Source organism: Inquilinus sp. OTU3971 (assembly GCF_038440215.1).
This window is the reverse complement of sequence record NZ_JASATH010000037.1, coordinates 1-21,749: the sequence shown is the minus strand read 5'-3', so window position 1 is coordinate 21,749 and position 21,749 is coordinate 1. Positions and strand designations below refer to the sequence as shown.

Genomic DNA, 21,749 nt, shown 5'->3' with positions numbered 1-21,749 from the left:
CCTCCCGCGGTTCCGGCCCATCCTATCGCAGCGAGGTCAGAAGGTCTTCGCCACGGCCTCCGCCCGGCTCCTCGCCTCCGACCGGGCCTGGGTGTCGACCTCTGGCCCGAAAAGCGTCTTCTCCACCGTGATCGCGGTGATGTCGGTGATGCCGATGAAGCGCAGCCACATCTCCATATACGGCCGCTGGAAGTCGAAGCCGGCGGCGGGGGTGAAGGCCGAGGGGCCGTAGTCGAGCCCGCGGGCGTAGATCACCGCCGCCTTGCGGCCCGGCAGCAGGCCGGAGAAGCCCTGCTCGGTGAAGGAGAACAGCACGTCCTTCTGCGAGATCACGTCGATCAGGTGCTTCAGCCTGTAGGGGATGCCGAAGTTCCACAGCGGCACGGCGAAGAGCAGCCGGTCGGCCGCGCGGAAGGGCTGCGCCAGCTCGCGGATCCGGCGCCACGCCGTCTCCTGCGCCCCGGTCAGCGCCGTGCCGGAGAGGCCGGCGTATTTCGCCTCCATCGCCGCGCCGTCGAACTCCGGCAGGTCGACGGCCCAGAGATCCAGCGTCTCGATCTCGTCGGCGGGATGGGCCGCCCGATAGGCGGCGAGGAAGGCCTGCGCGACCTCGATCGAGGCCGAGCGCTGCTTGCGGGGCGACGCTTCGACATAGAGCAGCCGAGCCATTTGGGTCTCCTGTTAGGGGTGGGATCAGGCTAGCGGCTCACCACCCAGAGGATAAACGAATAGATCCCATGAGATTGATGGCGAACTGCGATATATTGATTCCATGTTCGAGACCGAGCTGCTGCGCAGCTTCGTGGCAGTGGCGGAGCTGCAGGGCTTCACCCGCGCCGCGGAGCATCTCCACCTCACCCAGTCGACGGTGAGCGCCCAGATCCGCCGCCTGGAGGACCAGGCCGGCCGGCCGCTGCTGCGGCGCAGCACCCGGTCGGTGGCGCTGACCGAGGCCGGCGAGACCCTGCTGGGCTATGCCCGCAGCATCCTGCGGCTGAACCAGGACGCCCGGGCCAGCCTGTCGGCGTCGACGCTGGCCGGAGGGATCCGGATCGGCGCGTCGGAGGATGTCGCCGGCTCGGGCCTGCCGGAGGTGCTGCGGCGCTTCGCGGCACGCCACCCGGCGGTGCGGATCGAGGTCGAGGTCGGCATCGCCACCACGCTGTTCCAGGCGCTGGAGGGCGGCCGGCTGGACCTGATCCTGTGCAGCCGCTGCCATGGCGACGGCCGCGGCTGGACGCTGTGGCGCGAGCCGCTGGCCTGGGCCACCGCCGCGGATCTGGGGGCGCTGCCCGACCCGATCCCCCTCGCCTTCTTCCCCGAGCCGTGCCCGTACCGGGAGGCGGCGCTGGCGGGGCTGGCGGGAGCCCGGAGCCCCTGGCGGATCGCCTATGTCAGCCCCAGCGTCGCCGGCGTCCGTGCCGCGGCCCTGGCCGGGCTGGCGGTGACGCCGTTGCCGCTGAGCGCGATCGGACCCGGGCTGCGGGTGCTGGGGCCGGAGGACGGGCTGCCGCCGCTGCCCGAGGTGGAGTTCGTGGTCTGCACCGCAGGCCCGTCCGAACCGGCCCGGGCGCTGGCCGAGACGCTGCGCCAGTCGGCCGGACAGCTGGGGCGCGCCTAGCACGGCGGCCGCCCTCAGCCGAGCTTGATCACGGCGACGCCGGCCAGCAGCGCCGCCACCCCGGCCAGACGCAGGGCCGAGACCGGGCGCCGCGGCAGGCGGAACCAGCCGTAGCGGTCGACGAAGACCGAGGCGACCTGCTGGCCGGCGACGGTCAGCCCGACCGCGGCGGCGGCGCCGATCACCGGGATCGCGGTGAAGACGGTGGTGACGTAGGTGGCGCCGGCGACGCCGCCGAGCCAACCCCACCACGGCATCGCCGGCACGCCGTCAAGCCTGGGCCGCGGCTGGCGCGGCAGGGCCAGCACCAGCAGCACCACCGCCGCCATCGCCACGGTCGCCACCAGGAAGCTGACGGCGCCGACCGCGAAGGGCGCGCCGAGGTCGCGGCGCAGGAGGGCGTTGACCGCGCCCTGCACCGGCAGCACCGCCCCGGCGAGGAGCGCCAGCAGGATCCAGCCGGCCCGCGCCAGGGTCGCGATGGCGCTGCCGCCGGACTGGCCGAGCACGATCGCCGCCGCCCCGGCCAGCACCAGCGCCGTTCCCGCCAGGGCTGCGGGAGCGAATCCCGCCGCCGGGACGCCGAGCAGGCCGAAGCCGTCGAGCGCCAGCGACGCCAGCATCTGGCCGGCGATGAACAGGCCGACGCTGACCACGGCGCCGAGCCGCGGGAACAGCAGGATGGTCGAGACCACATAGACCGCGCTGGCGACGCCGCCGACCGCATGCCACCAGACCACGCCCGGCAAGGCGGCAAGGGCCGAGACCGTGCCGGTCAGGAGCGCCGCGGCCAGCAGGATCGCGGTGCCGACCGAGAGCTGCAGCGTGGTGGCGGCGAAGGGGCTGCCGGTGGCCTTGGCGAGCTGGGCGTTGGCGCCGGCCTGGACCGCGAGCAGCCCGCCGGCCAGCAGCGAGACCGGGACGAACAGGGTTTCCATGGAAATTCTCCGACCGATCGTTCAGTCAATCCCGGCTGCCGAGGACCGGCACGCGCAGGCCGCGCTGCACGGCGGGCCGGGCGGCGATGGCGTCGTACCAGCGGCGCAGGTTGGGGCTGGCATCGAGGTCGAGGCCGATATGCACCAGCCCGGCATGGATCCAGGGCCAGCTCATGATGTCGGCGATGCCGTAGGCCTCGCCCGCCAGGTGGCTGCGCCGGCCCAGCGTGCCGTCCAGCACCCGGAACACCCGCGCCGCCTCGGCCTCGAAGCGGCCGATGACGTAGGGGATCTTCTCCGCGGCGAAGACCTTGTAGTTCCAGAGCTGGCCGAGCGTCGGGCCGAGATGGGCGGCCTGGAACAGGGTCCATTGCAGCGCCGTCAGCCGCTCCCCGGCATCGGCCGGCAGCAGCTTGCCGGAACGCTCGGCGAGATAGGTCAGGATGGCGCCGCTCTCGAACACGGTGCGGCCGCGGTCCGGGTCGGTGATCACCGGGATCTTGTTGTTCGGATTCAGCGCCAGGAAGGCCGGTTCGCGCTGCTCGCCGCGCTCGATGTCGACGATGTGGACCTCATAAGGCAGGCCGGTCTCCTCGAGCATGATCGAGGCCTTGTGCCCGTTCGGGGTCTGCCAGGTGTAGAGCTGGATCGGGGTCATTGCTGTCTCTCCGGAAGGCGGGCCAGCCCCGCTGCTGGGGAGAAGATGATCCGTGCATCAGCGCAGTTCGATCTGTGATACTGCAGCCTTCATCTGCACTGACGCACAAGGCAAGCCATGGACGGCCGGATCGACTGGGAGGATCTGCAGACGGTGCTCGCCGTGGCCGATTGCGGCTCGCTGGCGGGTGCGGCGCGGCGGCTCGGCGTCAACCACACCACGGTGCTGCGCCGGATCGGCGGCTTCGAGCAGCGGCTGGGCCTGCGGCTGTTCGACCGGCTGCCGGGCGGCTACGCGCTGACCGCGGGCGGCGAGGAGCTGGCGGCCGCTGCCCGCGGGATGGCGGCGACAGTCGAGGCGCTGGAGCGCCGTCTGGCCGGCCAGGACCTGCGCCTGGAGGGCACGCTGCGGGTGGCCACGGCCGACACGCTGACGGCCTCGCTGCTGCCGCCGCTGCTGGCCCAGTTCCGCGAGCTGCATCCCGGCATCGTGCTGGAGGTGACCACCGCCAACCTGATGGCGAACCTGACCCGGCGCGACGCCGACGTCGCCATCCGGCCGGTGCTGGATCCGCCGGAGACGCTGGTCGGCCGCCGCGTCGCCGGCATCGCCTTCGCCGCCTATGCCGCAGCCAGCCATCCGGCGGCGCGGTCCGGCACGGTCGCCGCGCATCCCTGGGTGGCGCCGGACGACAGCCTGGCCGGCACCTCTGTGGCCCGCTGGATGCGCCGGGCGCTGCCGGATGCGGCGATCGCGCTGCGGGCGGATTCGCTGGTCGAGCTGTGCCGTGCGGCCCGTGCCGGGATCGGGCTGGCCGCCCTGCCCTGCTATCTCGGCGATGTCACCGAGGGGCTGGTGCGGATCGCCACCCCGACCGCGCCCGAGAACGCGGCGCTGTGGGTGCTGACGCATGAGGATCTGCGCCGCACCGCCCGGGTCAGCGCCTTCACCGAATTCGCCGCCGCCGCCCTGGCCCGCCAGCGCGACCTGCTGGAAGGCCGCCGGCCGGCCGTGTCAGTCTAGCCCGAGCGCCAAGACCATCGGAGGCCCCCAATGGCCGTGAAGCGGATCGTCACCAACATCGCCGCCGGCGACGTCGCCAGGGCGCAGGCCTTCTACGGCGACCTGCTGGGTCTGCGGCTGGCCATGGATATGGGCTGGATCCTGACCTTCACCGCCGACGCGACGATGACGCCGCAGCTCAGTGTGATGACCGAGGGCGGCTCCGGCACGCCGGTGCCGGACATCTCGATCGAGGTCGACGACGTCGATGCGGTGCACCGCAAGGCGGTCGAGCTAGGCCTGCCGATCGAGTACGGCCCGGCCGACGAGCCCTGGGCCGTGCGCCGTTTCTATGTCCGCGACCCGTTCGGCCGGCTGGTCAACATCCTGACGCACTCAGCCCTCGGGCTCAGTTGATCCACACCGCGAAGCTTAGGAACTCGCCCTCGAAGGCGCCGGTCGCCTGCTCCCAGAACGAGCGGTCGCTGACCGGGCCGTCCTCGAGATAGGGCACCATGCCGGTGCCGGTCAGCAGCAGCACCAGGTCGAAGGGCTGCGGCGATTCCATAAGGCGGCGCAGGTTGAAGCCCTGGTCGAAGCGCCAATGCGGCAGCAGCTTGTCGCCGTTCAGGATCGCCTCGGACTCCTGCATCAGCGCCAGCCAGGTGTCGATGCGTTCGTCGGTGATGCTCATGCCCGGGATCAGGCTGGCCTGCTTCGCGTTCGGCAGCCATTCGCGGTCGTCGTCAGTCTCGGCCCGGATCGACGCCCACATCTCCTGGCTGAGCTTGGCGGCCGCCAGGAAGTGCTCGCGGGTCCGCGGCAGCCGGTCGGCCTCCGCCACCGGCCAGTTCAGCAGATGGACCCAGGCGATCATGTCGGCGATCCGCCCATCCTCCTCCCCCAGGAACATCCCCTGGGTGGGCAGGGTCAGCGCCGCGGCCAACGGCGACTCCGGCCGCGGGAACAGGAGATGCGCGGCGGCCTCGAAGCTGCGGTGCCAGTCGCGCGCCAGCAGGAATTCGGCGCCCGCGCGCAGCACATGGGTGTAGGCGCGCAGCCACAGCACGTCGCCGCTGTCGAAGGCGATCACCAGCTTGCCGGAATTGGCGGGATCGCCCTGCCCGCCCAGCAGCACGGCGCTGTAGACGTCGTAGAGCGTGGCCTGGCCCCGGCCGTTGCCGGCGAGATCGAGCTTCACCCGCCCCATTGCCATGGGCAGCTTCACCGGCCGGTCGCCCAGTGGCTGCAGCGTGCGGTCGACGGCGTCGAGATCGTCGACCAGCGCCTGCAGGATGGCGCGGGCGTCCTGGTAGCGGATCACCTCCGGGTTCGGGTTCGGCGGCACCGGCATGGTCAGCAGCGGCACCGATATCGTTGGGTCGTCCGGCGGCCGGTAGCCGTAGCGGTACAGGGTCTGGCTGAAACGCTCCGTCGCCTTGGCCAGGCGGATCAGGCCGAGCCCGGCGATCGCCTCGGCATCGTCCGGCTTCTTCGCCAGGATCGCAGCCAGGACCTTCTCGCCCTCGGCGATCGAGCCGGCATAGAGGTGCTTCTGCGTCAGTTCCACCGGCGTCGCGGCCATGGCCGGCGCAGCCGCGAGGAGCAGAGCCAGGGCGGCGGCGGCCAGCCAGGCCAGCCCCTTCGGCCGAATTGAGACAGTCGTCCTGCTGAAAAGTGAACCGGATTCACTTTGACGGAGGGTAATCAAGCCAGTCGCCCTTCAATATTCACAGCAACCGGGCCAGACGATCCCCCAACTTCATGTCACAATTCAGGCAGTGCCGCAGAGCTGGATTCAGGTCCCGTCCGCGGCGTCCGGCGCCACCAGCGCGGTGCTGGCATAGCCGAGGTCGCGCAGCTGGCGCGGGATGCCCTCGTGGACATGGCCGCTGCCGGCCAGTACCACGACCAGCGGCGTCCCGGCCGCCCGCGCCTCGGCGATGCGCGCGGCCATCGCCCGGTCCCACAGCAGCTGGATCTCGACGAAGCGGCGGAAGCCGCGGTTGAGGGCGTCGCCCTCCGCGCCCCTGCCATGGCCGGCGAAGGCGGCCGCGAGGTAGCGGTTGTAGTCCGAGGACGGCGCCACCGGCCGGCCGAGAGCGAGGTCGGACCGGGCCTGCAGCGCCGCCCAGCCGTCCCGCCCGACCGCGCGCACGACGTCGCGGTCGACATTCAGCGCGATCAGCGGGATGCGGTTCATCCGGGCGAAGGCAAAGATCGGCCGGTACAGGCCGAAATCGAAGCCCCAGGACCGGTCCCAGTCGACCTCGCGCAGGAAGGCGGCCTCGTCGAGCTCGCCCGCGATCCATGCGTCGAGCGCGGCCTGGCGGCTGCGCGGCACCATCTCCAGCCCGATGGCGAGGCCAGGCTGCTCCTCGCGCAGCGCCCCAATCCGCTGCAGCTGCCAGTGATGATCCGCCACGCGGTCATGGGTCTCGCCGAGCAGCACGACGCCACCGTCAGGCCGGGCTGGGGCGGGCCGGGCCGGCGCAGGCGTGGCGCAGCCGGCCATGGACCAGCCGAGCAGGCCCGTCACCGCCAGGGTCAGGATCCTCCCCCTCATCGCCATTTCTTCCGCTCCATCCGACACCAGTCTCATGTGGCAGCCTTCGCCGCGCGCGGCAACAGGTTCGCCATGACGACCGGCGGGGTTGCGCCCGGCCGCCGGAATCGCGAGCTATGACACCGGTTCGAGGCAAGGAGTCGGGATGACGAGGGGAACGGAACTGATCAGGGCGGGGGCATGACCGACATCGCGCAGGCGGTCATCGAGTTCATCGGCCAGCACCCGCATTGGGCCGGCATCCTGATCTTCCTGATCGCCCTGACCGAATCGGTGGCGGTGGTCGGGCTGTTCATCCCCGGCTCGCCGATCCTGATCGGAATCGGCGCCGTGGTCGGGCTCGGCCACCTGCCGCTCTGGCCGATGCTGGTCTGGGCCACGGCCGGGGCGATCCTCGGCGACGGCGTGTCCTACGAGATGGGGCGGCGCTACCGTGGCACCATCCTCGGCGCGTGGCCGATCAGCCGGTATCCGGCGCTGATCGCCCGCGGCGAGGCCTTCTTCCGGCGGCATGGCGGCAAGAGCATCGCGCTGGGCCGCTTCCTGCCGATGTTGCGGCCGATGATCCCGATGGTGGCCGGCGCGCTGGGCCTGCGGCCGGGGCTGTTCTACATCGTCAACATCGCCTCGGCGATCGTCTGGGCGCCGGCCCACATCCTGGGCGGCGCGGTGCTGGGCGCTTCTCTGGGCGCGCTCGGCGCGGTCAGCGGCCGGCTGGTGGCGATGCTGGCCGTGCTGGCGCTGACGCTGTGGCTGCTGGTCGTCGTCACCCGCTGGATCTGGCGCCGCCTGCTGCCGCTGCTGGGCTGGGCACAGCACACCATCCACCGCTGGGCCGTGGCCCGCAGCAGCCGCCCGGCCCGCCTGCTGGCCCGGCTGGCCGATCCGGAGGAGCCGGACCTGCGCGTCATGGCGGCGCTCGGCATCGTGGTGCTGGCGCTGGTCGCCGGCTTCGTCAACCTGCTGCGCCTGGTCGCCGCCCATGGCGAGCTGGCCCGGGCCGACGGCGCGATCAGCACTTTCGTGCAGACCCTGCGCACGCCCTGGGGCGATGCCGCCCTGACTGTCGTGACCATGCTGGGCGACGGCACCATCGTCACCGCGCTGGCGATCGCCGCGATCGGCTGGCTGCTGCTGCACCAGGCCTGGCACCGGGCCGGCGGCGTGGCCATCGCCATCGCCGTCACCGCCGGCTTCGTGCCGCTGGTCAAGGGCCGGCTGCAGATCGCCCGGCCGACCGACCTCTACACCGGCGCCGACGCCTTCAGCTTCCCCAGCGGCCACGCCGCCTTCTCCGCCGTGCTGTACGGCATCCTGGGTTGGCTGGTGGCGCGCGGCCTGCCCGGACGCTGGCAGCTGCTGCCGCTGAGCGTCGCCGCGGCGCTGATCGGGCTGATCTGCACCTCGCGTGTCTACCTGGCGGCGCATTGGCCGTCCGACGTGGCCGCCGGGCTGATCTTCGGCCTGGGCATGACCATCGCCTTCGCCATGGCCTTCCGACTGGCCGATCCGCAGCGGATCCGGCCGCGCCGCTTCGCCCTGGCGCTGCTGCTGGCCCTGGCCGTCGCCGGCGGCGCCCATGTCGCCACCGGCTATCACGGTGCCGCGGCGATGTATGTGCCGCGCGAGACCATTGTCGCGATCCCGGCCGTCGAGTGGCGGGCGGAGGGCTGGCGCCGCCTGCCGCAGCACCGCATCGACCTGGAGGGCGAGGCCGAGCAGCCCTTCCTTCTGCAATGGGCCGGGCCGCCGGAGGCGCTGGCCGCCGCCCTCGCCGCCGCCGGCTGGACCGCCCCGCCGGGCTGGAGCGTCGCCACCGCAGCCCGCTTCCTCGACGACGGCGCCGACGCCCGGACCCTGCCGGTGCCGCCGGTGCTGCAGGACGGGCGGATGCCGGTGCTGACCCTGATCCGGCCCGAGGACGGCGGCGCCGGCCGCCAGGTGCTGCGGCTGTGGCGCTCGGGCTTCGCGCTGGAGGACGGCCCGCCGATCCTGTTGGCAGCGCCCGGGATCGAGACGATCCATCATCCGCTTGGGCTGGTCAGCGCCATCGATGCCGAGGATGAGGGGCCACTACCGGATCTGCCCGAGCTTCGGTCATTGCGGCGAGCGATCGAACCGGTTCCGGGGCTGGTCCTGGCCCAACCGTAATCGAGCGGCGTTGGGTTCGCTTGCGAACCCGACATACGCGGGCTGCGGCGCAGGGTAGCGGCTGTTGCACCTTCCCGCCCCTGGACGGATGCGGCGGCGCGCCGCATGATTGCGATCGCGATCCGTTCTCAGGATCGATTCCTCCACCCCGGGTACAGTCATGTCCAACACGGCCCAGACGGACGAGCCGAAGACCCTGATCCTGACCGGCGCCAGCCGCGGCATCGGCCATGCCACGGTGAAGCGCTTCAGCGCCGCCGGCTGGCGGGTGATCACCGTCTCCCGCCAGGCCTTCTCCAAGGAATGCCCGTGGCATGCGGGCGAGGAGAACCACGTCCAGCTCGACCTGTCCGATGTCGGGGACCTGGAGCGCGGCATGGACGAGTTGCGGGCCCGGCTACCGCTGGGCAAGCTGGACGCGCTGGTCAACAATGCCGGCATCTCGCCCAAGCTGCCCGGCGGCAAGCGCATGGGGGTGATGGCCACCGACTATGCGACCTGGCTGCACGTGTTCAACGTCAACCTGTTCGCCACCGCGCTGCTGGCCCGCGGGCTGTTCGAACCGCTGAAGGCGGCCAAGGGGTCGATCATCAACGTCACCTCGATCGCCGGCGGCCGGGTGCATCCCTTCGCCGGCTCGGCCTATTCCACCTCGAAGGCGGCGCTGGCGGCGCTGACCCGCGAGATGGCGCATGAGTTCGGCGCCCATGGCGTGCGGGTGAACGCGATCGCGCCCGGCGAGATCGACACCTCGATCCTGTCGCCAGGCACCGAGGCGATGGTCGACAGCGAGATCCCGATGAAGCGGCTGGGCAAGCCGGAAGAGGTCGCCGCAACGATCATGTTCCTTTGCACCTCCGGCTCGTCCTACATTACCGGGGCCGAGGTGCACATCAACGGCGGCCAGCATGTCTAGGCGCTGAGCCGCCGCCTCGGCGGAACAAGAAAACAGGGAGTCTCCGTCATGATCCGTTTCACCCGCCTCCTGCCCGCGGCAGTGGTGCTTGCGGCCGGCATGGCCGGGCCCGCCATGGCCCGCGACCTGACCGTGGTGTCCTGGGGCGGCGCCTATCAGGATGCGCAGCGCGAGCTGTATTTCGAGCCGTTCAAGGCCACCGGCACCCCGATGCATGACGAAAGCTGGGACGGCGGCATCGGCGTGCTGCGCGCCAAGGTCGAGGGCGGCGATTCGAGCTGGGACGTGGTCCAGGTCGAATCCGAGGAGCTGGCGCTGGGCTGCGAGGAAGGCCTGTTCCAGCCGCTGAACTGGGACGCGATCGGCGGCCGCGACGCCTATCTGCCGGCGGCGGTGAACGACTGCGGCGTCGGCGCCATCGTCTACAACTTCATCCTGGCCTATGACGGCGCCAAGATCGCCGACGGGCCGAAGAGCTGGGCCGATTTCTGGGACGTGAAGAAGTTCCCCGGCAAGCGGGCGATGCGCCAGGGGCCGAAGACCAACCTGGAGATTGCGCTGATGGCCGATGGCGTCGCCCCGGCCGATGTCTACAAGGTGCTGGCGACGCCCGAGGGCGTTGACCGCGCCTTCCGCAAGCTGGACGAGCTGAAGCCGAACCTGATCTGGTGGACGGCCGGCGCCCAGCCGCCGCAGATGCTGGCCGCCGGCGACGTGGCGATGACCACCGCCTATAACGGCCGCATCGCCGCCGCCAACACCGCCGACAAGAAGGATTTCAAGATCGTCTGGAACGGCAGCCTGTTCACCATCGACAGCTGGGTGATCCTGAAGGGCTCGCCCAATGTCGACGCCGCCACGAAGTTCCTGGCCTATATGGGCAAGCCGGAGAACCAGGCCAAGCTGCCGACCAAGATCACCTACGGCGTCACCAACAAGGCGGCGACGCCGCTGATCCCGGCCGAGTACCTGCCCGGCCTGCCGACCAACCCCGCCAACATGTCCCAGGCGACCGAGCTGAACGCCGAATTCTGGCTGGAGAACATCGACAGCCTGACCGAGCGCTTCAACACCTGGGCGGCGAAGTAGTCCCGCCTGCCCCGATGGCTCACGCGCCGATGCTGACGAGTCCCCCCTCCCCTCGCGGGAGGGGGCCAGGGGGAGGGGGTTCGCGCCGCCAGAGCGGTCGATCCTGCCTAGCCCCTTCTCTTCGATCGACAACCCCCTCCCCCTACCCCCCTCCCGCGGGGGGAGGGGGGACTCGTAAAGCTGCGTCATGACCGCCCTCGCCGAGGACGGTCCCACCATCCGGCGGTCGCTGCGGCGGGCCGGGCGGCGCCGGCGGATCGAGGCGTGGCTGCTGCTGGCGCCGCTGGTCGCCTTTCTGCTGCTGGTGTTCGTGGCGCCGATCGCCGGCATGCTGTGGCGCGCCATCGACGACCGCGACCTGGCCCCGGTCATGCCGCGCACCGTCGCCGCCCTGGCGACCTGGCACGGCGACGGGCTGCCGGGCGAGGCGGCCTTCGCCGCGCTGGCCGCCGACCTTGTGCAGGCCCGCGCCGAGAAGACGCTGCCGACCGCCGCCCGGCGGCTGAACTACGACCGCAACGGCTATCGCACGGTCGTCACCAACACCGCGCGCAAGCTGCCCGATGCGCCGCAGGGCAGCTGGCAGGAGACGCTGACGGCTCTCGACCCGGCCTGGGGCGGCCCCGAGATCTGGGGCGCCATCGCCCGCGCCGCCGGGCCGACCACCGATTTCTACCTGCTGGCGGCGGCGGATCTGCGCCGCGATGCCGCCGGCGCGATCCTGCAATCCCCGCCCGACGAGGCGATCTACCGCGGGGTGTTCCTGCGCACCTTCCTGGTGGCGCTGTCGGTCACCGCGCTGTGCCTGGTGATCGGCTTCCCGGTGGCGTATCTGCTGGCGACCCGGCCGCCGCGCATCGCCAACATCCTGATGATCCTGGTGCTGCTGCCGTTCTGGACCTCGCTGCTGGTCCGCACGACCGCCTGGGTGGTGCTGCTGCAGACCAACGGCGTGGTCAACGAGATCCTGACCGGGCTGGGGCTGGCCGGGGAGCCGCTGCAACTGGTCTACAACCGGGTCGGCGTGCTGATCGCCATGACCCATGTGCTGCTGCCCTACATGATCCTGCCGCTGTACAGCGTCATGCGCTCGATCCCGCCGGCGCATCTGCGCGCCGCCTATTCGCTCGGCGCCCGGCCGGTCGGCGCCTTCCTGCGGGTCTACCTGCCGCAGACCCTGCCCGGGATCAGCGCCGGCGCCCTGCTCGTCTTCATCCTGGCGCTCGGCTACTACATCACCCCGGCGCTGGTCGGCGGGCCGGCGGACCAGATGATCAGCTGGTTCATCGCCTTCTACACCACCAGCACCGTCAACTGGGGCATGGCCTCGGCGCTCGGCCTGCTGCTGCTGGTCGCCACCCTCGCCCTCTACGCGGTCTATGCCCGGCTGGTGGGCGCCGACCGCATGCGGCTGGGCTGAGCGCGATGAGACTGTTCGAAAGCCTGGCCTTCTGGCGCGCCCTGCTGTGGCTGACCGGCGGCGCGACGCTGCTGTTCCTGATCGCGCCGATCCTGGCGATCATGCCGCTGTCCTTCAACGGCGGGTCGTTCCTGGTCTACCCGCTGGACGGCGTGTCGCTACGCTGGTTCGCGGAGTTCTTCGAGTCCGAACGCTGGATGGGGGCCCTGGCCAACAGCCTGATCGTCGGCGGCGCCACCACGGTGCTGGCGACGGCGCTGGGCATCCCGGCGGCGCTGGGGCTGAACCACGCGCCGCTGCGCTTCCGCGGGCTGCTGACCGGCCTGCTGCTATCGCCGATGATCGTGCCGGTGGTGATCGTGGCGGTCGGGCTGTACTTCGCCTTCGCCGCGGTCGGGCTGACCAACAGCTATGCCGGGCTGATCCTGGCGCACACGGCGCTGGCCGCGCCCTTCGTCGTCATCACCGTCGGCGCCACGCTGCAGGGGCTGGACCGCAACCTGCCGCGCGCGGCCTCCAGCCTCGGCGCCCGGCCGACCACCGTGTTCTTCCAGGTGACGCTGCCGCTGATCCTGCCCGGCGTCGTCTCCGGCGCGCTGTTCGCCTTCGTCACCTCCTTCGACGAGGTGGTGGTGGCGCTGCTGCTGGCCGGGCCGGGCCAACGCACCCTGCCGCGCGAGATGTTCAACGGCATCCGCGAGAGCATCACCCCGACCATCACCGCCGCCGCCAGCGTGCTGATCGTGGTCTCGACCCTGATGCTTGTGGCGATCGAGGCGCTGCGCCGCCGCGGCGAAAGGCTGCGGGCCCGGCGCTGACTTGCCCGCCCCGGCGCTTCGGGAGTACTGAAGCAGATGCTTCAGCATCCGCAGCCCCTCGACCTGATGTTCCAGGCCCTGGCCGACCCCAGCCGGCGGGTGATGGTCGAGCGGCTGAGCCGCGGCCCGGCCTCGGTCAGCGAGCTGGCCAAGCCCTTCGCCATGTCGCTGTCGGCCGTGGTGCAGCACCTGGCGGTGCTGGAGGCCAGCGGCCTGGTGCGGTCGGAGAAGATCGGCCGCGTGCGCACCTGCCGGATCGAGCCGGCGGCGCTGCACACGGCCGAGCAATGGCTCAGCGACCTGCGGCTGAGCTGGGACCGCCGGCTCGACCGGCTCGGCGACTACCTCGCCGAGACGACGGACGAGCCCTCTTAGTTCACCGGCCCTGCCCCGCCGAGATCCTCCATCGCCGGCTCCGCGGCCGTCTGGCCAGTGGCGCGGTTGATCAGCACGGTGACGACCCAGAGGCCGACGCCGATCGCCAGCAGGATGCCGGCGATGACGTATTGCTCGGGGTTGCGCCCGGTCCAGGGGCCGGCGAGGAAGGCGCAGGTCACGGCGCCCACCACCGGCAGGAAGGTCGGGGTGCGGAAATGGCTGTGCTCGACCGGGTCGCGGCGCAGCACCAGCACGGCGACATTGGCCACGGTGAAGACGCAGAGCAGCAGCAGCGCCGTGGTGCCGCCCAGCGCCGGCACGCCGCCGACGAAGCCGATCAGGCCGAAGGCCAGGAGGGTGGTGAAGCCGATGGCGATATAGGGCGTGCGCCGCGCGGCATGGACCTTGCCCAGAACGCTGGGCAGCACCCGCTCCCGGCTCATGCCGTAGACCAGCCGGCTGGCCATCAGCATGTTGATCAGGGCGCTGTTGGCAACCGCGAACATGGTGATGAAGCCGAAGATCTCCAACGGGAAGCCGGGCGCGCCGGCCTGCACCACCTGGAGCAGCGGCGTCTCGCCCTCGCCCAGCTGCTCCGGCGCCACCAGGGTGATGGCCGAGATCGAGACCAGCACGTAGATCGCGCCGGTGATGCAAAGCCCGGCCAGCAGCACCTTCGGGAAGATGCTGCTCGGCTCGCGGCACTCCTCGGCCATGTTGACCGAATCCTCGAAGCCGACCATGGCGAAGAAGGCCAGGGTGGTGGCCGCGATCACCGACCAGAACATGCCGCGGTCGGTGGTGGCGAACTGGGTGACGCGCGAGACGTCGCCCTGGCCCAGCCCGATCGCCCACAGCCCGATGACGATGATGATCAAGAGGCCGGTCAGCTCGACCGTGGTCAGCACGACATTGGCCTTCACGCTTTCGCCGACGCCGCGGAAGTTGATCGCCGCCACCACCGCCATGAACGCCAGGCCGATCAGGGTGACGCCGCCGGGCGACAGCCCGAGGGCGAAGGCGTTCGACAGGTTGGCGGCGAAGGCGCGCGAGGCGGTCGAGGCCGAGGTGATGCCCGAGCACATCACCGCGAAGGCGACGATGAAGGTGATGAAATGGATGCCGAACGCCTTGTGCGTGTACAGCGCGGCACCGGCGGCACGCGGGTACTTGGTCACCAGCTCCAGATAGCTGAAGGCGGTGACCAGGGCGACGGCGAAGGCCACCAGGAAGGGCAGCCAGACCACGCCGCCGACCTGCTTCGCCACCTGCCCGGTCAGGGCGTAGATGCCGGTGCCGAGGATGTCGCCGACGATGAACAGCAGCAGCAGCCAGGGCCCCATCACCCGATGCAGGCTCGGCTCCACGGCCGGCGTGCCGCCGGCTTCCTTGGCGATATCGACCATCAATTCCCCCTTCCGACGATCGTATGCGGATATGCATGAAACAGCATTTCCCCAGGAATGTCGCCCCAGGGCCGCTTGCGACCGCCACCGGGCGTCCTCCGCCGAAGCGGAGAACCCCCGGAGGAGAGGTATTCAGTCCTCGAAGCCGGTCGATTCCGCCAGGCCGCGCCACTGCGCCAGCTCGCGGGCGACGAACGTGTTCTTGGCCTCGATCCGCTCGACCGTGTCGCGGCCGAGCGGCAGGCGCACCGGCGGCTTCTCGGCGGCGACCACGGTGCGCAGCGCCTGGGCCAGCTTCTTCGGGTCGCCGGGCTGCTGGTAATTGTGCCCGGACGCGAAGTCGCGCATCCGGCCGACCGTCTCGGCATAGTCGGCGATCTCGGCCCGGGTCCGGATCAGCGAGCTGCCGTCCAGGAAGTTGGTGCGGAAGAAGCCGGGCTCGACCACCGTGGCGTGGATGCCGAGCGGCGCCAGCTCGGCCGCCAGCGCCTCGGTCAGCCCCTCGACCGCGAATTTGGTCGCGCCGTACACGCCCCAGCCCGGATAGGCCTGGTAGCCGCCGACCGAGGAGATGTTGAGGATGTGGCCGGAGCGCTGGCGCCGCAGCTGCGGCAGCACCGCCCGGGTGACGCTCAAGAGGCCGAAGACATTGGTGCCGAACAGCCGCTCGACCTCGCCGGCATCCGCCTCCTCGACCGCGCCGAGCAGGCCGTAGCCGGCATTGTTGACCAGGACGTCGATCCGGCCGAAACGCTCGACCGCGGCCCGCGCCGCCGCCTGCGCCTGCGCCTCGTCGGTGACGTCGAGCGTCAGCGGCAGCAGGTTCGAATGATCGCCGAAGCGCTCGGCCACGGACTTCGCGTCCCGCGCGGCCGCCGCCACGGCGTCGCCGCCATCCAGCACCGCCCGGGTGATCTCGGCGCCGATGCCCCGCGACGCGCCGGTGATGAACCAGACCTTCATGATGCCCTCCTTCGGACTGCCGGACCGCCCCGCGGCCCGTTCATGCTTCCGAATTTAGGGGCTGGAAGATTGAACAATAATCCGTTCAATCTTCCATTGGTCATTGAGAAAAGGTCATCAATGCATGGCGCGGATCGACTTCCCCGGCCTCTCCGCCTTCGTCGCCGTGGCGACCCATCGCAGCTTCCGCCGGGCCGCGGCCGAGTTCGGCGTCTCGCCCTCCGCCGTCAGCCACCTGCTGCGCGACCTGGAGGAGCGGCTGGGCGTGCGCCTGCTGAACCGCACCACCCGCAGCGTCGCGCCGTCCGATGCCGGGGCGCGGCTGCTGCAGCGGCTGCAGCCGATGTTCCGCGACCTCGGCGACGCGCTGGAGGAGGTCAACCGGTTCCGCGACGTGCCGGCCGGCACGCTGCGCCTCAACGCCGCGCATCAGGCGGCGCGGATGGTGCTGGCGCCGATCATGGCGCGCTTCGTCCGGACCTACCCGCAGATGCGGCTGGAGATCGTCGCCGACGACGACCTGGTCGACGTCGTGGCGGGCGGCTTCGACGCCGGGCTGCGCTTCGGCGAGAGCCTGCAGCAGGACATGATCGCCGTGCGCTTCGGCCCGCGCCAACGCTGGGCCGTGGTCGCTGCGCCAGGCTACCTCGATGGCCGCGATCGGCCCCTCGCACCGCATGATTTGAAGCATCACAGCTGCATCCGCTACCGCTTCCACAGCGGAACCTTCTTCCGCTGGGAGTTCGAGAAGGACGGCGAGGCGTTGGAGGTCGAGGTCGACGGCCCGCTGACGCTGGGCGACCAGGAGCTGATGCTGCGCGCCGCGCTGGACGGCGCCGGCATCGCCTGCGTGTTCGAGGGGGTTGCGGCCCCTGCCCTGGCCAGCGGGCGGGTGGTCCGCCTGCTGGAGGATTGGTGCCCGGACTTCCCGGGCTTCTTCCTGTACCACCCGAGCCGGCGGCAGCTGCCGCTGGGGCTGCGGGCGTTCATCGACATGGCGCGCGAGGAATGGCCGGACGCCTGACGAAGCCGGAGGCGAAACGTCGGAGCGCTGCCGCAAAACCCTCTCGTTACAGAATTATTGAGCCCGTCGAAAGAATTTAAGTTCAGGACTCCTAACAGAATCTTCTGCAAAATCCTCTCGGAAGATTTCGGCGGCGCCGACGGCTCATGATATCCGGCGCCGCCCTGCGAAGGGGGAACGGCATGGCGATTATCGAAGGAACCGAGCAGGACGATGTCCTGGCCGGCACCGAGACCGACGATTCGATCTACGGCTATGGCGGCGACGACACGCTCGACGGCGGCGCGGGCGCCGACCGGATCGAGGGCGGGGCCGGGATCGACACGCTGTCCTACGGGGAGTCCGACGGCGGCGTTTCCGTCAGCCTGCAGCTCGGGAGCGCGGCCGGCGGGGATGCCGAGGGCGACAGCTTCAGCGGCATCGAAGGGCTGACGGGGTCCTATTTCGACGACAGGCTGGCCGGCGACACCGCAGCGAACGCTCTCCTGGGCGGCGTCGGCGCCGACGTGCTCTACGGCCACAGCGGCGACGACCGGCTCGACGGCAGCTGGGGTGACGACATCCTGGTCGGTGGCCTCGGCGCCGACACGCTGGTGGGCGGCGCCGACCAGGCGGACTGGGCCTCGTACCACACCAGCGCGACCGGGGTGAGCGTCGATCTCGCCACCGGAACGGGCAGCGCGGGCGACGCGCTCGGCGACGTCCTGACCGGAATCGAGAGGGTGCTCGGATCGGCCCATGACGACATCCTGACCGGCGGCGGCGGCAACGATCGGCTCCAGGGCGCGGCGGGCGACGACGCGCTCTCCGGCGGGGACGGCATCGACGCGCTCTATGGCGGCACCGGCGCCGACACCCTGCTCGGCGAGGCCGGGAACGACATCCTCGAGGGCGGTGCGGGGGCCGACAGGCTCGACGGCGGCGCCGGCAGCAACACGGCGTCCTACCGGCATTCGGCCGCCGCGGTGACGATCGATCTGGCGACCGGCGCCGCATCGGGCGGCGATGCAGCGGGCGATACCTATGCCGGGATCGCGAATCTCCGCGGGTCGGCCCATGACGACGTGCTGTCCGGGGATGCCGGCGTCAATATCCTCTATGGCCAGGCCGGAGACGACCTGCTCGACGGCCATGGCGGGAAGGACCTGCTGATCGGCGGGGACGGCATCGACACGGTCACCTTCGCCGACGCGGCGGCCGGGGTGCATGTCCGGATCGGCGCCGACCCGACCTACCGGACCTGCGAGATCCGGGAGGTCGAGAACCTGATCGGGTCGGCCTTCGACGACACGCTCGGCGGAACCGGGTACGCCAACCGCATGGAAGGCGGGGACGGCGCGGACTGGCTGGTGGCCGCCGGCGGCGACGACACGCTTCTCGGCGGCAGCGGCAGCGACCGCATGGACGCGGAGTATGGCGCGGATGTGCTGACCGGCGGGGCCGGCGCCGACACCTTTATCTACCGGGTGTTCAGCGACAGCACCGTGGACGCCACGGGCCGTGACCGGATCGAGGATTTCTCTGCAGCCGAGGGCGACAGGATCAACCTGCGCGACATCGGTGCCGACGGCTCCTGGAACGGCAGCTTCACCTTCACCGCGGGCGGCGCCTTCACCGGCCTCGCCGGCGAGCTGATCGTCGTCGCCGAAGGCGGCGTGACCACGGTCTATGGCGACCGCGAGGGCGACCGGGTCGCGGACCTGGCGATCGACGTGGTCACCGCGACCGCGCTGACCGTGGCCGATTTCGTGCTGTAGCAGGACAAGGGTCCGGCTGAAAGCCGAACCCTTCGTTCTCCGGCCGGGGCGACGCAGCGCCGCTCAGGGCGGCGTGGCGTCCATATCCATCAGGCAGTCGCCCCGCTGGGGCAGGCTGAAGAACCGCTCTTTCGCACTGCCGGAGCACGCCTCCATGGCCGACAGGGCCAGCATCTCGCGAACCGCGAATTTGGTTCTGCCATAGAGAGCCATCGGCCTGATCTCATCCATCCCCGGCGAAGCCGGCGTCATCCCGGCCTTGGCCGCGACATCGTCGAGAAACTTCCGGGTGCATGCCAGCATCATCCCCTTGATGCTGCCCGCCCCGCACTGCCGGCCCTCGTCGGTCAGGCAGCTCTGCTTGATGCTGCGGACCTTCAGGTCGGACAGCCACATCAGGAATTTCGACTGCTCGGCTGAGTATCCGTCCTGCTTGAGCTTCTGGACCAGCAGATCCCGTTGGTCGCTGTACGAGTAGGCCCGGCAATCCAAGGGCTCCGGCGGCGCCGCCGCGGCGAGGCGTACCGGCCCGGCCAGCGCTGCCAGCACCAGAAATCCACAGGTCGACGCACGCCGCATCACGCCCCTCCTCGCTCTGCCTGGCGTGCCGATGGTCGGGAGATCCGGGACCGGCCGCAACAGAAAAGGCCCGGACCGAGGTCCGGGCTTTTCGCCTCCGATCGATGCCGGACTGCTTACGCCGCGGTGGCGCGCAGCATCCAGGCGGTCTTGTCGTGATAGGTGATGCGGTCGGTCAGCAGGTCGACGGTCGAATCGTCGCCCGCCTTCTCGCCCACCGCCAGGGCGGCCTTGGCCTGCTCGGACAGAAGCTCATGGCTCTTGAGCAGGTCCTTGACCATGGCCGTGCCCTCGATCCCGTCCTTGGGCGGCGACACCTTGGTCAGCTCGGAAAACGCCTTGAAGCTGCCCGGCGCATGCTCGCCGAGGGCGCGAATCCGCTCCGCCACCTCGTCCACCGCCGCGAACAGCTCCTTGTACTGCTCCTCGAACATCAGGTGCAGCGAGCGGAACTGCGGGCCTTCCACGTTCCAATGATAGTTCTGGGTCTTGATCTGGAGGGCGTAGGTATCGGCCAGCACCTGCTTCAGCGCGTCCACGACCGGTGTATTGGAGGCCTTGCTCATCACCCTTCTCCTGCTTTTTCGGAAGCGTTCGGGCCCGTCCCTGGGCCGCTGCCACGAACTCTAAAATGGTCCCGATCCAGCGGAGTTCCAATCGATCCGTCGGATCGCGACAATCAACTCTCCTTATCGGAAAAAGCAGGTCGAATTCCACTATGATAGGGGATAGGTCCGGGCAGACTTAGGTGGGGCAGTTGCCCGGCGCCGGCTTGCCGGCGAAGCGGTCGCGGATCCAGGCTAGCTGGTCGGCCACCGTCTCGCCCATCGCCGGATCGTGGTCGAGCCCGGGGTAGCGGCGGAAGGTCACCGCCTGGCCGTTGCGGCAGGCGCGATCCACGGTTTCCTGGATGCCGGGCAGCGGCACCGCCGTGTCGGCCTCGCCGGCGATCTCGAAGATCGGGCCCTTGAGCCGCGGTGGACGAGCAGCGGGACCGGCCGCCGGCCCGCAGCTGGGCCGCGTTCGAGCAAAGCTTCCGCGGCTTCGGCGACACCCTGGCCGGGATCTACGGCGACCATGCCGGCCTGCTGCCGGTGCTGGAGGCGATGCAGGCCAATGCCGAGCTGCGCCGGATCGTGCAGGAGCACGACGCCGCGATCGTCGCGGCGCAGGCCGACTGGTTCCGGCGCCTCAACCCGGCGCTGGACCAGGAGACCGCGGACCGGCTGGGGCTGATGATCCTGGAGACCGGGCACGCCTGCTTTGCCGCCGCTACCGTCCGGCCGGCGCCGGTCCGCGACCGGATGAAGCGGGACCTCGACGTGATGTGCCTGGCGATGCTGCGCCCCTATCTGGCGCTGCCGTAGCGGGAGGCGGTCAGGCCCAGTCGCGCCAGCGCGCGGCGATGCGGTTGCCGACCGACAGGCGCAGATCCTGGATGCCGGTGTCGACCTCGCGGCTCGGATGCACCCGGTTGGTCAGCAGCGTCCAGGCGATGCCGCGGTCGAGGTCGATCCACAGCCCGGTGCCGGTGAAGCCGAGATGGCCGATGGTGCGCGGCGAGCACAGGCTGCCGCCCTTCCAGCCGGGATGGCGCCGCTCCCACCCCAGCGCGCGGCCAGGGGTCGATTGCGGCGCGCACAGCTCGACCATCGCCGCCGGGCTGAGCAGCCGGCCGCGCAGCAGTTCCAGCGCGAAGTCGAGCACGCCGCGCACGGTGCCGAACAGCCCGGCATGGCCGGCGGCGCCGCCGAGCGACCAGGCGTTCTCGTCATGCACCTCGCCGCGCAGCAGCCGGTTGCGGACGGAGCAGACCTCGGTCGCCGCCGACTGTGCCGGCGCCGGCGCGAAGGACAGGCCGGTGCCGACCGGCAGCTGGTTGAAGGCGACGCCGCGCCAGCGCTCGACCACGAAGCCGAGCAGCATGTAGTTGATGTCGGAATAGACCGGCTCGGCCTTCATCGGCCAGTGCTTGCGGATCACCGCGGTGCGGCGCTGCTCGGCCGGGCCGGGCCAGAGATAGATCCGCTCCTGCGCCGGCAGGCCGCTGGAATGGTCGATCAGCCGGCGCAGCGTGATGGCGCCGTGCAGCGGCGCCGCGTCCGGCAGGTGCTTGGCCAGCGGGTCGTCGAGGTCCAGCACCCCCTCCTCCACCAGCCGCAGGATCTCGGTCACCGTGACGATGACCTTGGTCAGGCTGGCGAGGTCGAACCAGGTGTCGCGCGCCAGCGGCTCCGGCTTCGGCAGGGTGGTGGCGACGCCGCCCCAGCGCAGCGCGCGCTGGCCGTCCGCCGTGGCGATGCCCAGCGCCGCACCCGGAATCCGGCCATCCTCCAGGGCCAGGGCCACGGGAGCGAAAGCATGGTCGGCGAGGGTCTCGAGGCTCATGGACACGGCTCGTCGGGGCGGACGGCGTCGTTAGAGCACGGGGGCGGCGAGGCGGCAAGACCGGGGCGGGTTGGA

General features: G+C 70.8%; 23 protein-coding genes. 12 read left to right on the top strand and 11 right to left on the bottom strand.

Going from position 1 to position 21,749, the window contains the following annotated elements; genetic code table 11:
* Positions 1–36 precede the first annotated feature (36 nt).
* The gene (locus AAHM41_RS12070) at positions 37–669 is read right to left on the bottom strand and encodes an FMN-dependent NADH-azoreductase (protein ID WP_342236786.1); all 633 of its coding nucleotides are present in this window, start codon (positions 667–669) and stop codon (positions 37–39) included.
* A gap of 103 nt (positions 670–772) precedes the next feature.
* Here AAHM41_RS12070 and AAHM41_RS12065 point away from each other — a divergent pair, with 103 nt between their 5' ends.
* Positions 773–1,621, top strand: coding sequence for a LysR substrate-binding domain-containing protein (locus AAHM41_RS12065; protein WP_342236785.1), 849 nt, complete (start codon positions 773–775; stop codon positions 1,619–1,621).
* 14 nt (positions 1,622–1,635) lie between these two features.
* Here AAHM41_RS12065 and AAHM41_RS12060 read toward each other — a convergent pair whose 3' ends face one another.
* Both AAHM41_RS12060 and AAHM41_RS12055 read right to left on the bottom strand, forming a co-directional pair.
* Positions 1,636–2,559 (bottom strand): DMT family transporter, encoded by a 924-nt coding sequence (locus tag AAHM41_RS12060; protein WP_342236784.1) that lies wholly within the window; start codon positions 2,557–2,559, stop codon positions 1,636–1,638.
* Positions 2,560–2,584: 25 nt separating this feature from the next.
* Positions 2,585–3,217 (bottom strand): glutathione S-transferase family protein, encoded by a 633-nt coding sequence (locus AAHM41_RS12055; protein ID WP_342236783.1) that lies wholly within the window; start codon positions 3,215–3,217, stop codon positions 2,585–2,587.
* A gap of 117 nt (positions 3,218–3,334) precedes the next feature.
* Between AAHM41_RS12055 and AAHM41_RS12050 the strand changes: the two genes are divergently transcribed.
* Together AAHM41_RS12050 and AAHM41_RS12045 are read left to right on the top strand one after the other, a co-directional pair.
* Positions 3,335–4,240, top strand: coding sequence for a LysR family transcriptional regulator (locus AAHM41_RS12050; protein WP_342236782.1), 906 nt, complete (start codon positions 3,335–3,337; stop codon positions 4,238–4,240).
* 30 nt (positions 4,241–4,270) lie between these two features.
* Positions 4,271–4,636 (top strand): VOC family protein, encoded by a 366-nt coding sequence (locus AAHM41_RS12045; protein ID WP_342236781.1) that lies wholly within the window; start codon positions 4,271–4,273, stop codon positions 4,634–4,636.
* On the opposite strand, the gene AAHM41_RS12040 is transcribed toward AAHM41_RS12045, so the two are convergent.
* Together AAHM41_RS12040 and AAHM41_RS12035 are read right to left on the bottom strand one after the other, a co-directional pair.
* Positions 4,629–5,804: a hypothetical protein gene (locus tag AAHM41_RS12040; protein ID WP_342236780.1), complete on the bottom strand. Its 1,176-nt coding sequence runs from the start codon at positions 5,802–5,804 to the stop codon at positions 4,629–4,631. The two genes, AAHM41_RS12045 and AAHM41_RS12040, sit on opposite strands and share 8 nt — an antisense overlap.
* A gap of 213 nt (positions 5,805–6,017) precedes the next feature.
* A complete protein-coding gene (locus AAHM41_RS12035) occupies positions 6,018–6,785 on the bottom strand; it encodes a ChaN family lipoprotein (protein ID WP_342236779.1) in 768 nt (255 codons plus the stop codon).
* A 180-nt stretch (positions 6,786–6,965) separates the two neighbouring features.
* Between AAHM41_RS12035 and AAHM41_RS12030 the strand changes: the two genes are divergently transcribed.
* From AAHM41_RS12030 to AAHM41_RS12005, 6 genes are all read left to right on the top strand, one after another.
* A complete protein-coding gene (locus AAHM41_RS12030; protein WP_342236778.1) occupies positions 6,966–8,936 on the top strand; it encodes a bifunctional DedA family/phosphatase PAP2 family protein in 1,971 nt (656 codons plus the stop codon).
* A 160-nt stretch (positions 8,937–9,096) separates the two neighbouring features.
* Entirely contained in the window at positions 9,097–9,852 is a 756-nt protein-coding gene (locus tag AAHM41_RS12025; RefSeq protein WP_342236777.1) for an SDR family NAD(P)-dependent oxidoreductase, read from the top strand.
* Between the two features lie 48 nt (positions 9,853–9,900).
* Positions 9,901–10,941 (top strand): ABC transporter substrate-binding protein, encoded by a 1,041-nt coding sequence (locus AAHM41_RS12020; RefSeq protein WP_342236776.1) that lies wholly within the window; start codon positions 9,901–9,903, stop codon positions 10,939–10,941.
* Between the two features lie 187 nt (positions 10,942–11,128).
* The gene (locus tag AAHM41_RS12015) at positions 11,129–12,361 is read left to right on the top strand and encodes an ABC transporter permease (protein WP_342236775.1); all 1,233 of its coding nucleotides are present in this window, start codon (positions 11,129–11,131) and stop codon (positions 12,359–12,361) included.
* A gap of 5 nt (positions 12,362–12,366) precedes the next feature.
* On the top strand, positions 12,367–13,179 hold the full coding sequence (locus AAHM41_RS12010; RefSeq protein WP_342236774.1) for an ABC transporter permease: 813 nt from the start codon (positions 12,367–12,369) through the stop codon (positions 13,177–13,179).
* 36 nt (positions 13,180–13,215) lie between these two features.
* Complete coding sequence (locus AAHM41_RS12005; protein WP_342236773.1) at positions 13,216–13,554, top strand: ArsR/SmtB family transcription factor; 339 nt, start codon at positions 13,216–13,218, stop codon at positions 13,552–13,554.
* On the opposite strand, the gene AAHM41_RS12000 is transcribed toward AAHM41_RS12005, so the two are convergent.
* Both AAHM41_RS12000 and AAHM41_RS11995 read right to left on the bottom strand, forming a co-directional pair.
* Positions 13,551–14,963, bottom strand: a complete 1,413-nt coding sequence (locus tag AAHM41_RS12000; protein ID WP_342236772.1) for an APC family permease — start codon at positions 14,961–14,963, stop codon at positions 13,551–13,553. The genes AAHM41_RS12005 and AAHM41_RS12000 overlap by 4 nt on opposite strands.
* Before the next feature lie 132 nt (positions 14,964–15,095).
* A complete protein-coding gene (locus tag AAHM41_RS11995; RefSeq protein ID WP_342236771.1) occupies positions 15,096–15,926 on the bottom strand; it encodes an oxidoreductase in 831 nt (276 codons plus the stop codon).
* A 124-nt stretch (positions 15,927–16,050) separates the two neighbouring features.
* Here AAHM41_RS11995 and AAHM41_RS11990 point away from each other — a divergent pair, with 124 nt between their 5' ends.
* Positions 16,051–16,950 (top strand): LysR family transcriptional regulator, encoded by a 900-nt coding sequence (locus AAHM41_RS11990; RefSeq protein ID WP_342236770.1) that lies wholly within the window; start codon positions 16,051–16,053, stop codon positions 16,948–16,950.
* A gap of 182 nt (positions 16,951–17,132) precedes the next feature.
* On the top strand, positions 17,133–18,707 hold the full coding sequence (locus AAHM41_RS11985) for a calcium-binding protein (protein WP_342236769.1): 1,575 nt from the start codon (positions 17,133–17,135) through the stop codon (positions 18,705–18,707).
* A gap of 63 nt (positions 18,708–18,770) precedes the next feature.
* Here AAHM41_RS11985 and AAHM41_RS11980 read toward each other — a convergent pair whose 3' ends face one another.
* From AAHM41_RS11980 to AAHM41_RS11970, 3 genes are all read right to left on the bottom strand, one after another.
* Entirely contained in the window at positions 18,771–19,286 is a 516-nt protein-coding gene (locus AAHM41_RS11980) for a hypothetical protein (RefSeq protein WP_342236768.1), read from the bottom strand.
* A 116-nt stretch (positions 19,287–19,402) separates the two neighbouring features.
* Positions 19,403–19,852, bottom strand: coding sequence for a Dps family protein (locus tag AAHM41_RS11975; protein ID WP_342236767.1), 450 nt, complete (start codon positions 19,850–19,852; stop codon positions 19,403–19,405).
* 178 nt (positions 19,853–20,030) lie between these two features.
* Positions 20,031–20,213 (bottom strand): hypothetical protein, encoded by a 183-nt coding sequence (locus AAHM41_RS11970; RefSeq protein WP_342236766.1) that lies wholly within the window; start codon positions 20,211–20,213, stop codon positions 20,031–20,033.
* Positions 20,214–20,263: 50 nt separating this feature from the next.
* Between AAHM41_RS11970 and AAHM41_RS11965 the strand changes: the two genes are divergently transcribed.
* Positions 20,264–20,653 (top strand): hypothetical protein, encoded by a 390-nt coding sequence (locus AAHM41_RS11965; RefSeq protein WP_342236765.1) that lies wholly within the window; start codon positions 20,264–20,266, stop codon positions 20,651–20,653.
* Positions 20,654–20,663: 10 nt separating this feature from the next.
* Here the strand turns inward: AAHM41_RS11965 and AAHM41_RS11960 are convergent, their stop codons facing one another.
* Positions 20,664–21,674, bottom strand: a complete 1,011-nt coding sequence (locus AAHM41_RS11960) for a serine hydrolase domain-containing protein (protein ID WP_342236764.1) — start codon at positions 21,672–21,674, stop codon at positions 20,664–20,666.
* Positions 21,675–21,749: the final 75 nt, after the last annotated feature.

Bases quoted from the DNA above. Each gene is read 5' to 3' on its own strand.
- AAHM41_RS12005 (WP_342236773.1), top strand. From the start codon at position 13,216: ATGCTTCAGCATCCGCAGCCCCTCGACCTGATGTTCCAGGCCCTGGCC.
- AAHM41_RS12040 (WP_342236780.1), bottom strand. From the start codon at position 5,804: ATGGCCGCGACGCCGGTGGAACTGACGCAGAAGCACCTCTATGCCGGC.
- AAHM41_RS12015 (WP_342236775.1), top strand. From the start codon at position 11,129: ATGACCGCCCTCGCCGAGGACGGTCCCACCATCCGGCGGTCGCTGCGG.
- AAHM41_RS12010 (WP_342236774.1), top strand. From the start codon at position 12,367: ATGAGACTGTTCGAAAGCCTGGCCTTCTGGCGCGCCCTGCTGTGGCTG.
- AAHM41_RS12055 (WP_342236783.1), bottom strand. From the start codon at position 3,217: ATGACCCCGATCCAGCTCTACACCTGGCAGACCCCGAACGGGCACAAG.
- AAHM41_RS11975 (WP_342236767.1), bottom strand. From the start codon at position 19,852: ATGAGCAAGGCCTCCAATACACCGGTCGTGGACGCGCTGAAGCAGGTG.
- AAHM41_RS12060 (WP_342236784.1), bottom strand. From the start codon at position 2,559: ATGGAAACCCTGTTCGTCCCGGTCTCGCTGCTGGCCGGCGGGCTGCTC.
- AAHM41_RS12020 (WP_342236776.1), top strand. From the start codon at position 9,901: ATGATCCGTTTCACCCGCCTCCTGCCCGCGGCAGTGGTGCTTGCGGCC.
- AAHM41_RS12030 (WP_342236778.1), top strand. From the start codon at position 6,966: ATGACCGACATCGCGCAGGCGGTCATCGAGTTCATCGGCCAGCACCCG.
- AAHM41_RS12070 (WP_342236786.1), bottom strand. From the start codon at position 669: ATGGCTCGGCTGCTCTATGTCGAAGCGTCGCCCCGCAAGCAGCGCTCG.
- AAHM41_RS11985 (WP_342236769.1), top strand. From the start codon at position 17,133: ATGGCGATTATCGAAGGAACCGAGCAGGACGATGTCCTGGCCGGCACC.
- AAHM41_RS12035 (WP_342236779.1), bottom strand. From the start codon at position 6,785: ATGAGGGGGAGGATCCTGACCCTGGCGGTGACGGGCCTGCTCGGCTGG.
- AAHM41_RS11960 (WP_342236764.1), bottom strand. From the start codon at position 21,674: ATGAGCCTCGAGACCCTCGCCGACCATGCTTTCGCTCCCGTGGCCCTG.
- AAHM41_RS11990 (WP_342236770.1), top strand. From the start codon at position 16,051: ATGGCGCGGATCGACTTCCCCGGCCTCTCCGCCTTCGTCGCCGTGGCG.
- AAHM41_RS12025 (WP_342236777.1), top strand. From the start codon at position 9,097: ATGTCCAACACGGCCCAGACGGACGAGCCGAAGACCCTGATCCTGACC.
- AAHM41_RS12050 (WP_342236782.1), top strand. From the start codon at position 3,335: ATGGACGGCCGGATCGACTGGGAGGATCTGCAGACGGTGCTCGCCGTG.
- AAHM41_RS12045 (WP_342236781.1), top strand. From the start codon at position 4,271: ATGGCCGTGAAGCGGATCGTCACCAACATCGCCGCCGGCGACGTCGCC.
- AAHM41_RS12065 (WP_342236785.1), top strand. From the start codon at position 773: ATGTTCGAGACCGAGCTGCTGCGCAGCTTCGTGGCAGTGGCGGAGCTG.
- AAHM41_RS12000 (WP_342236772.1), bottom strand. From the start codon at position 14,963: ATGGTCGATATCGCCAAGGAAGCCGGCGGCACGCCGGCCGTGGAGCCG.
- AAHM41_RS11980 (WP_342236768.1), bottom strand. From the start codon at position 19,286: ATGCGGCGTGCGTCGACCTGTGGATTTCTGGTGCTGGCAGCGCTGGCC.
- AAHM41_RS11995 (WP_342236771.1), bottom strand. From the start codon at position 15,926: ATGAAGGTCTGGTTCATCACCGGCGCGTCGCGGGGCATCGGCGCCGAG.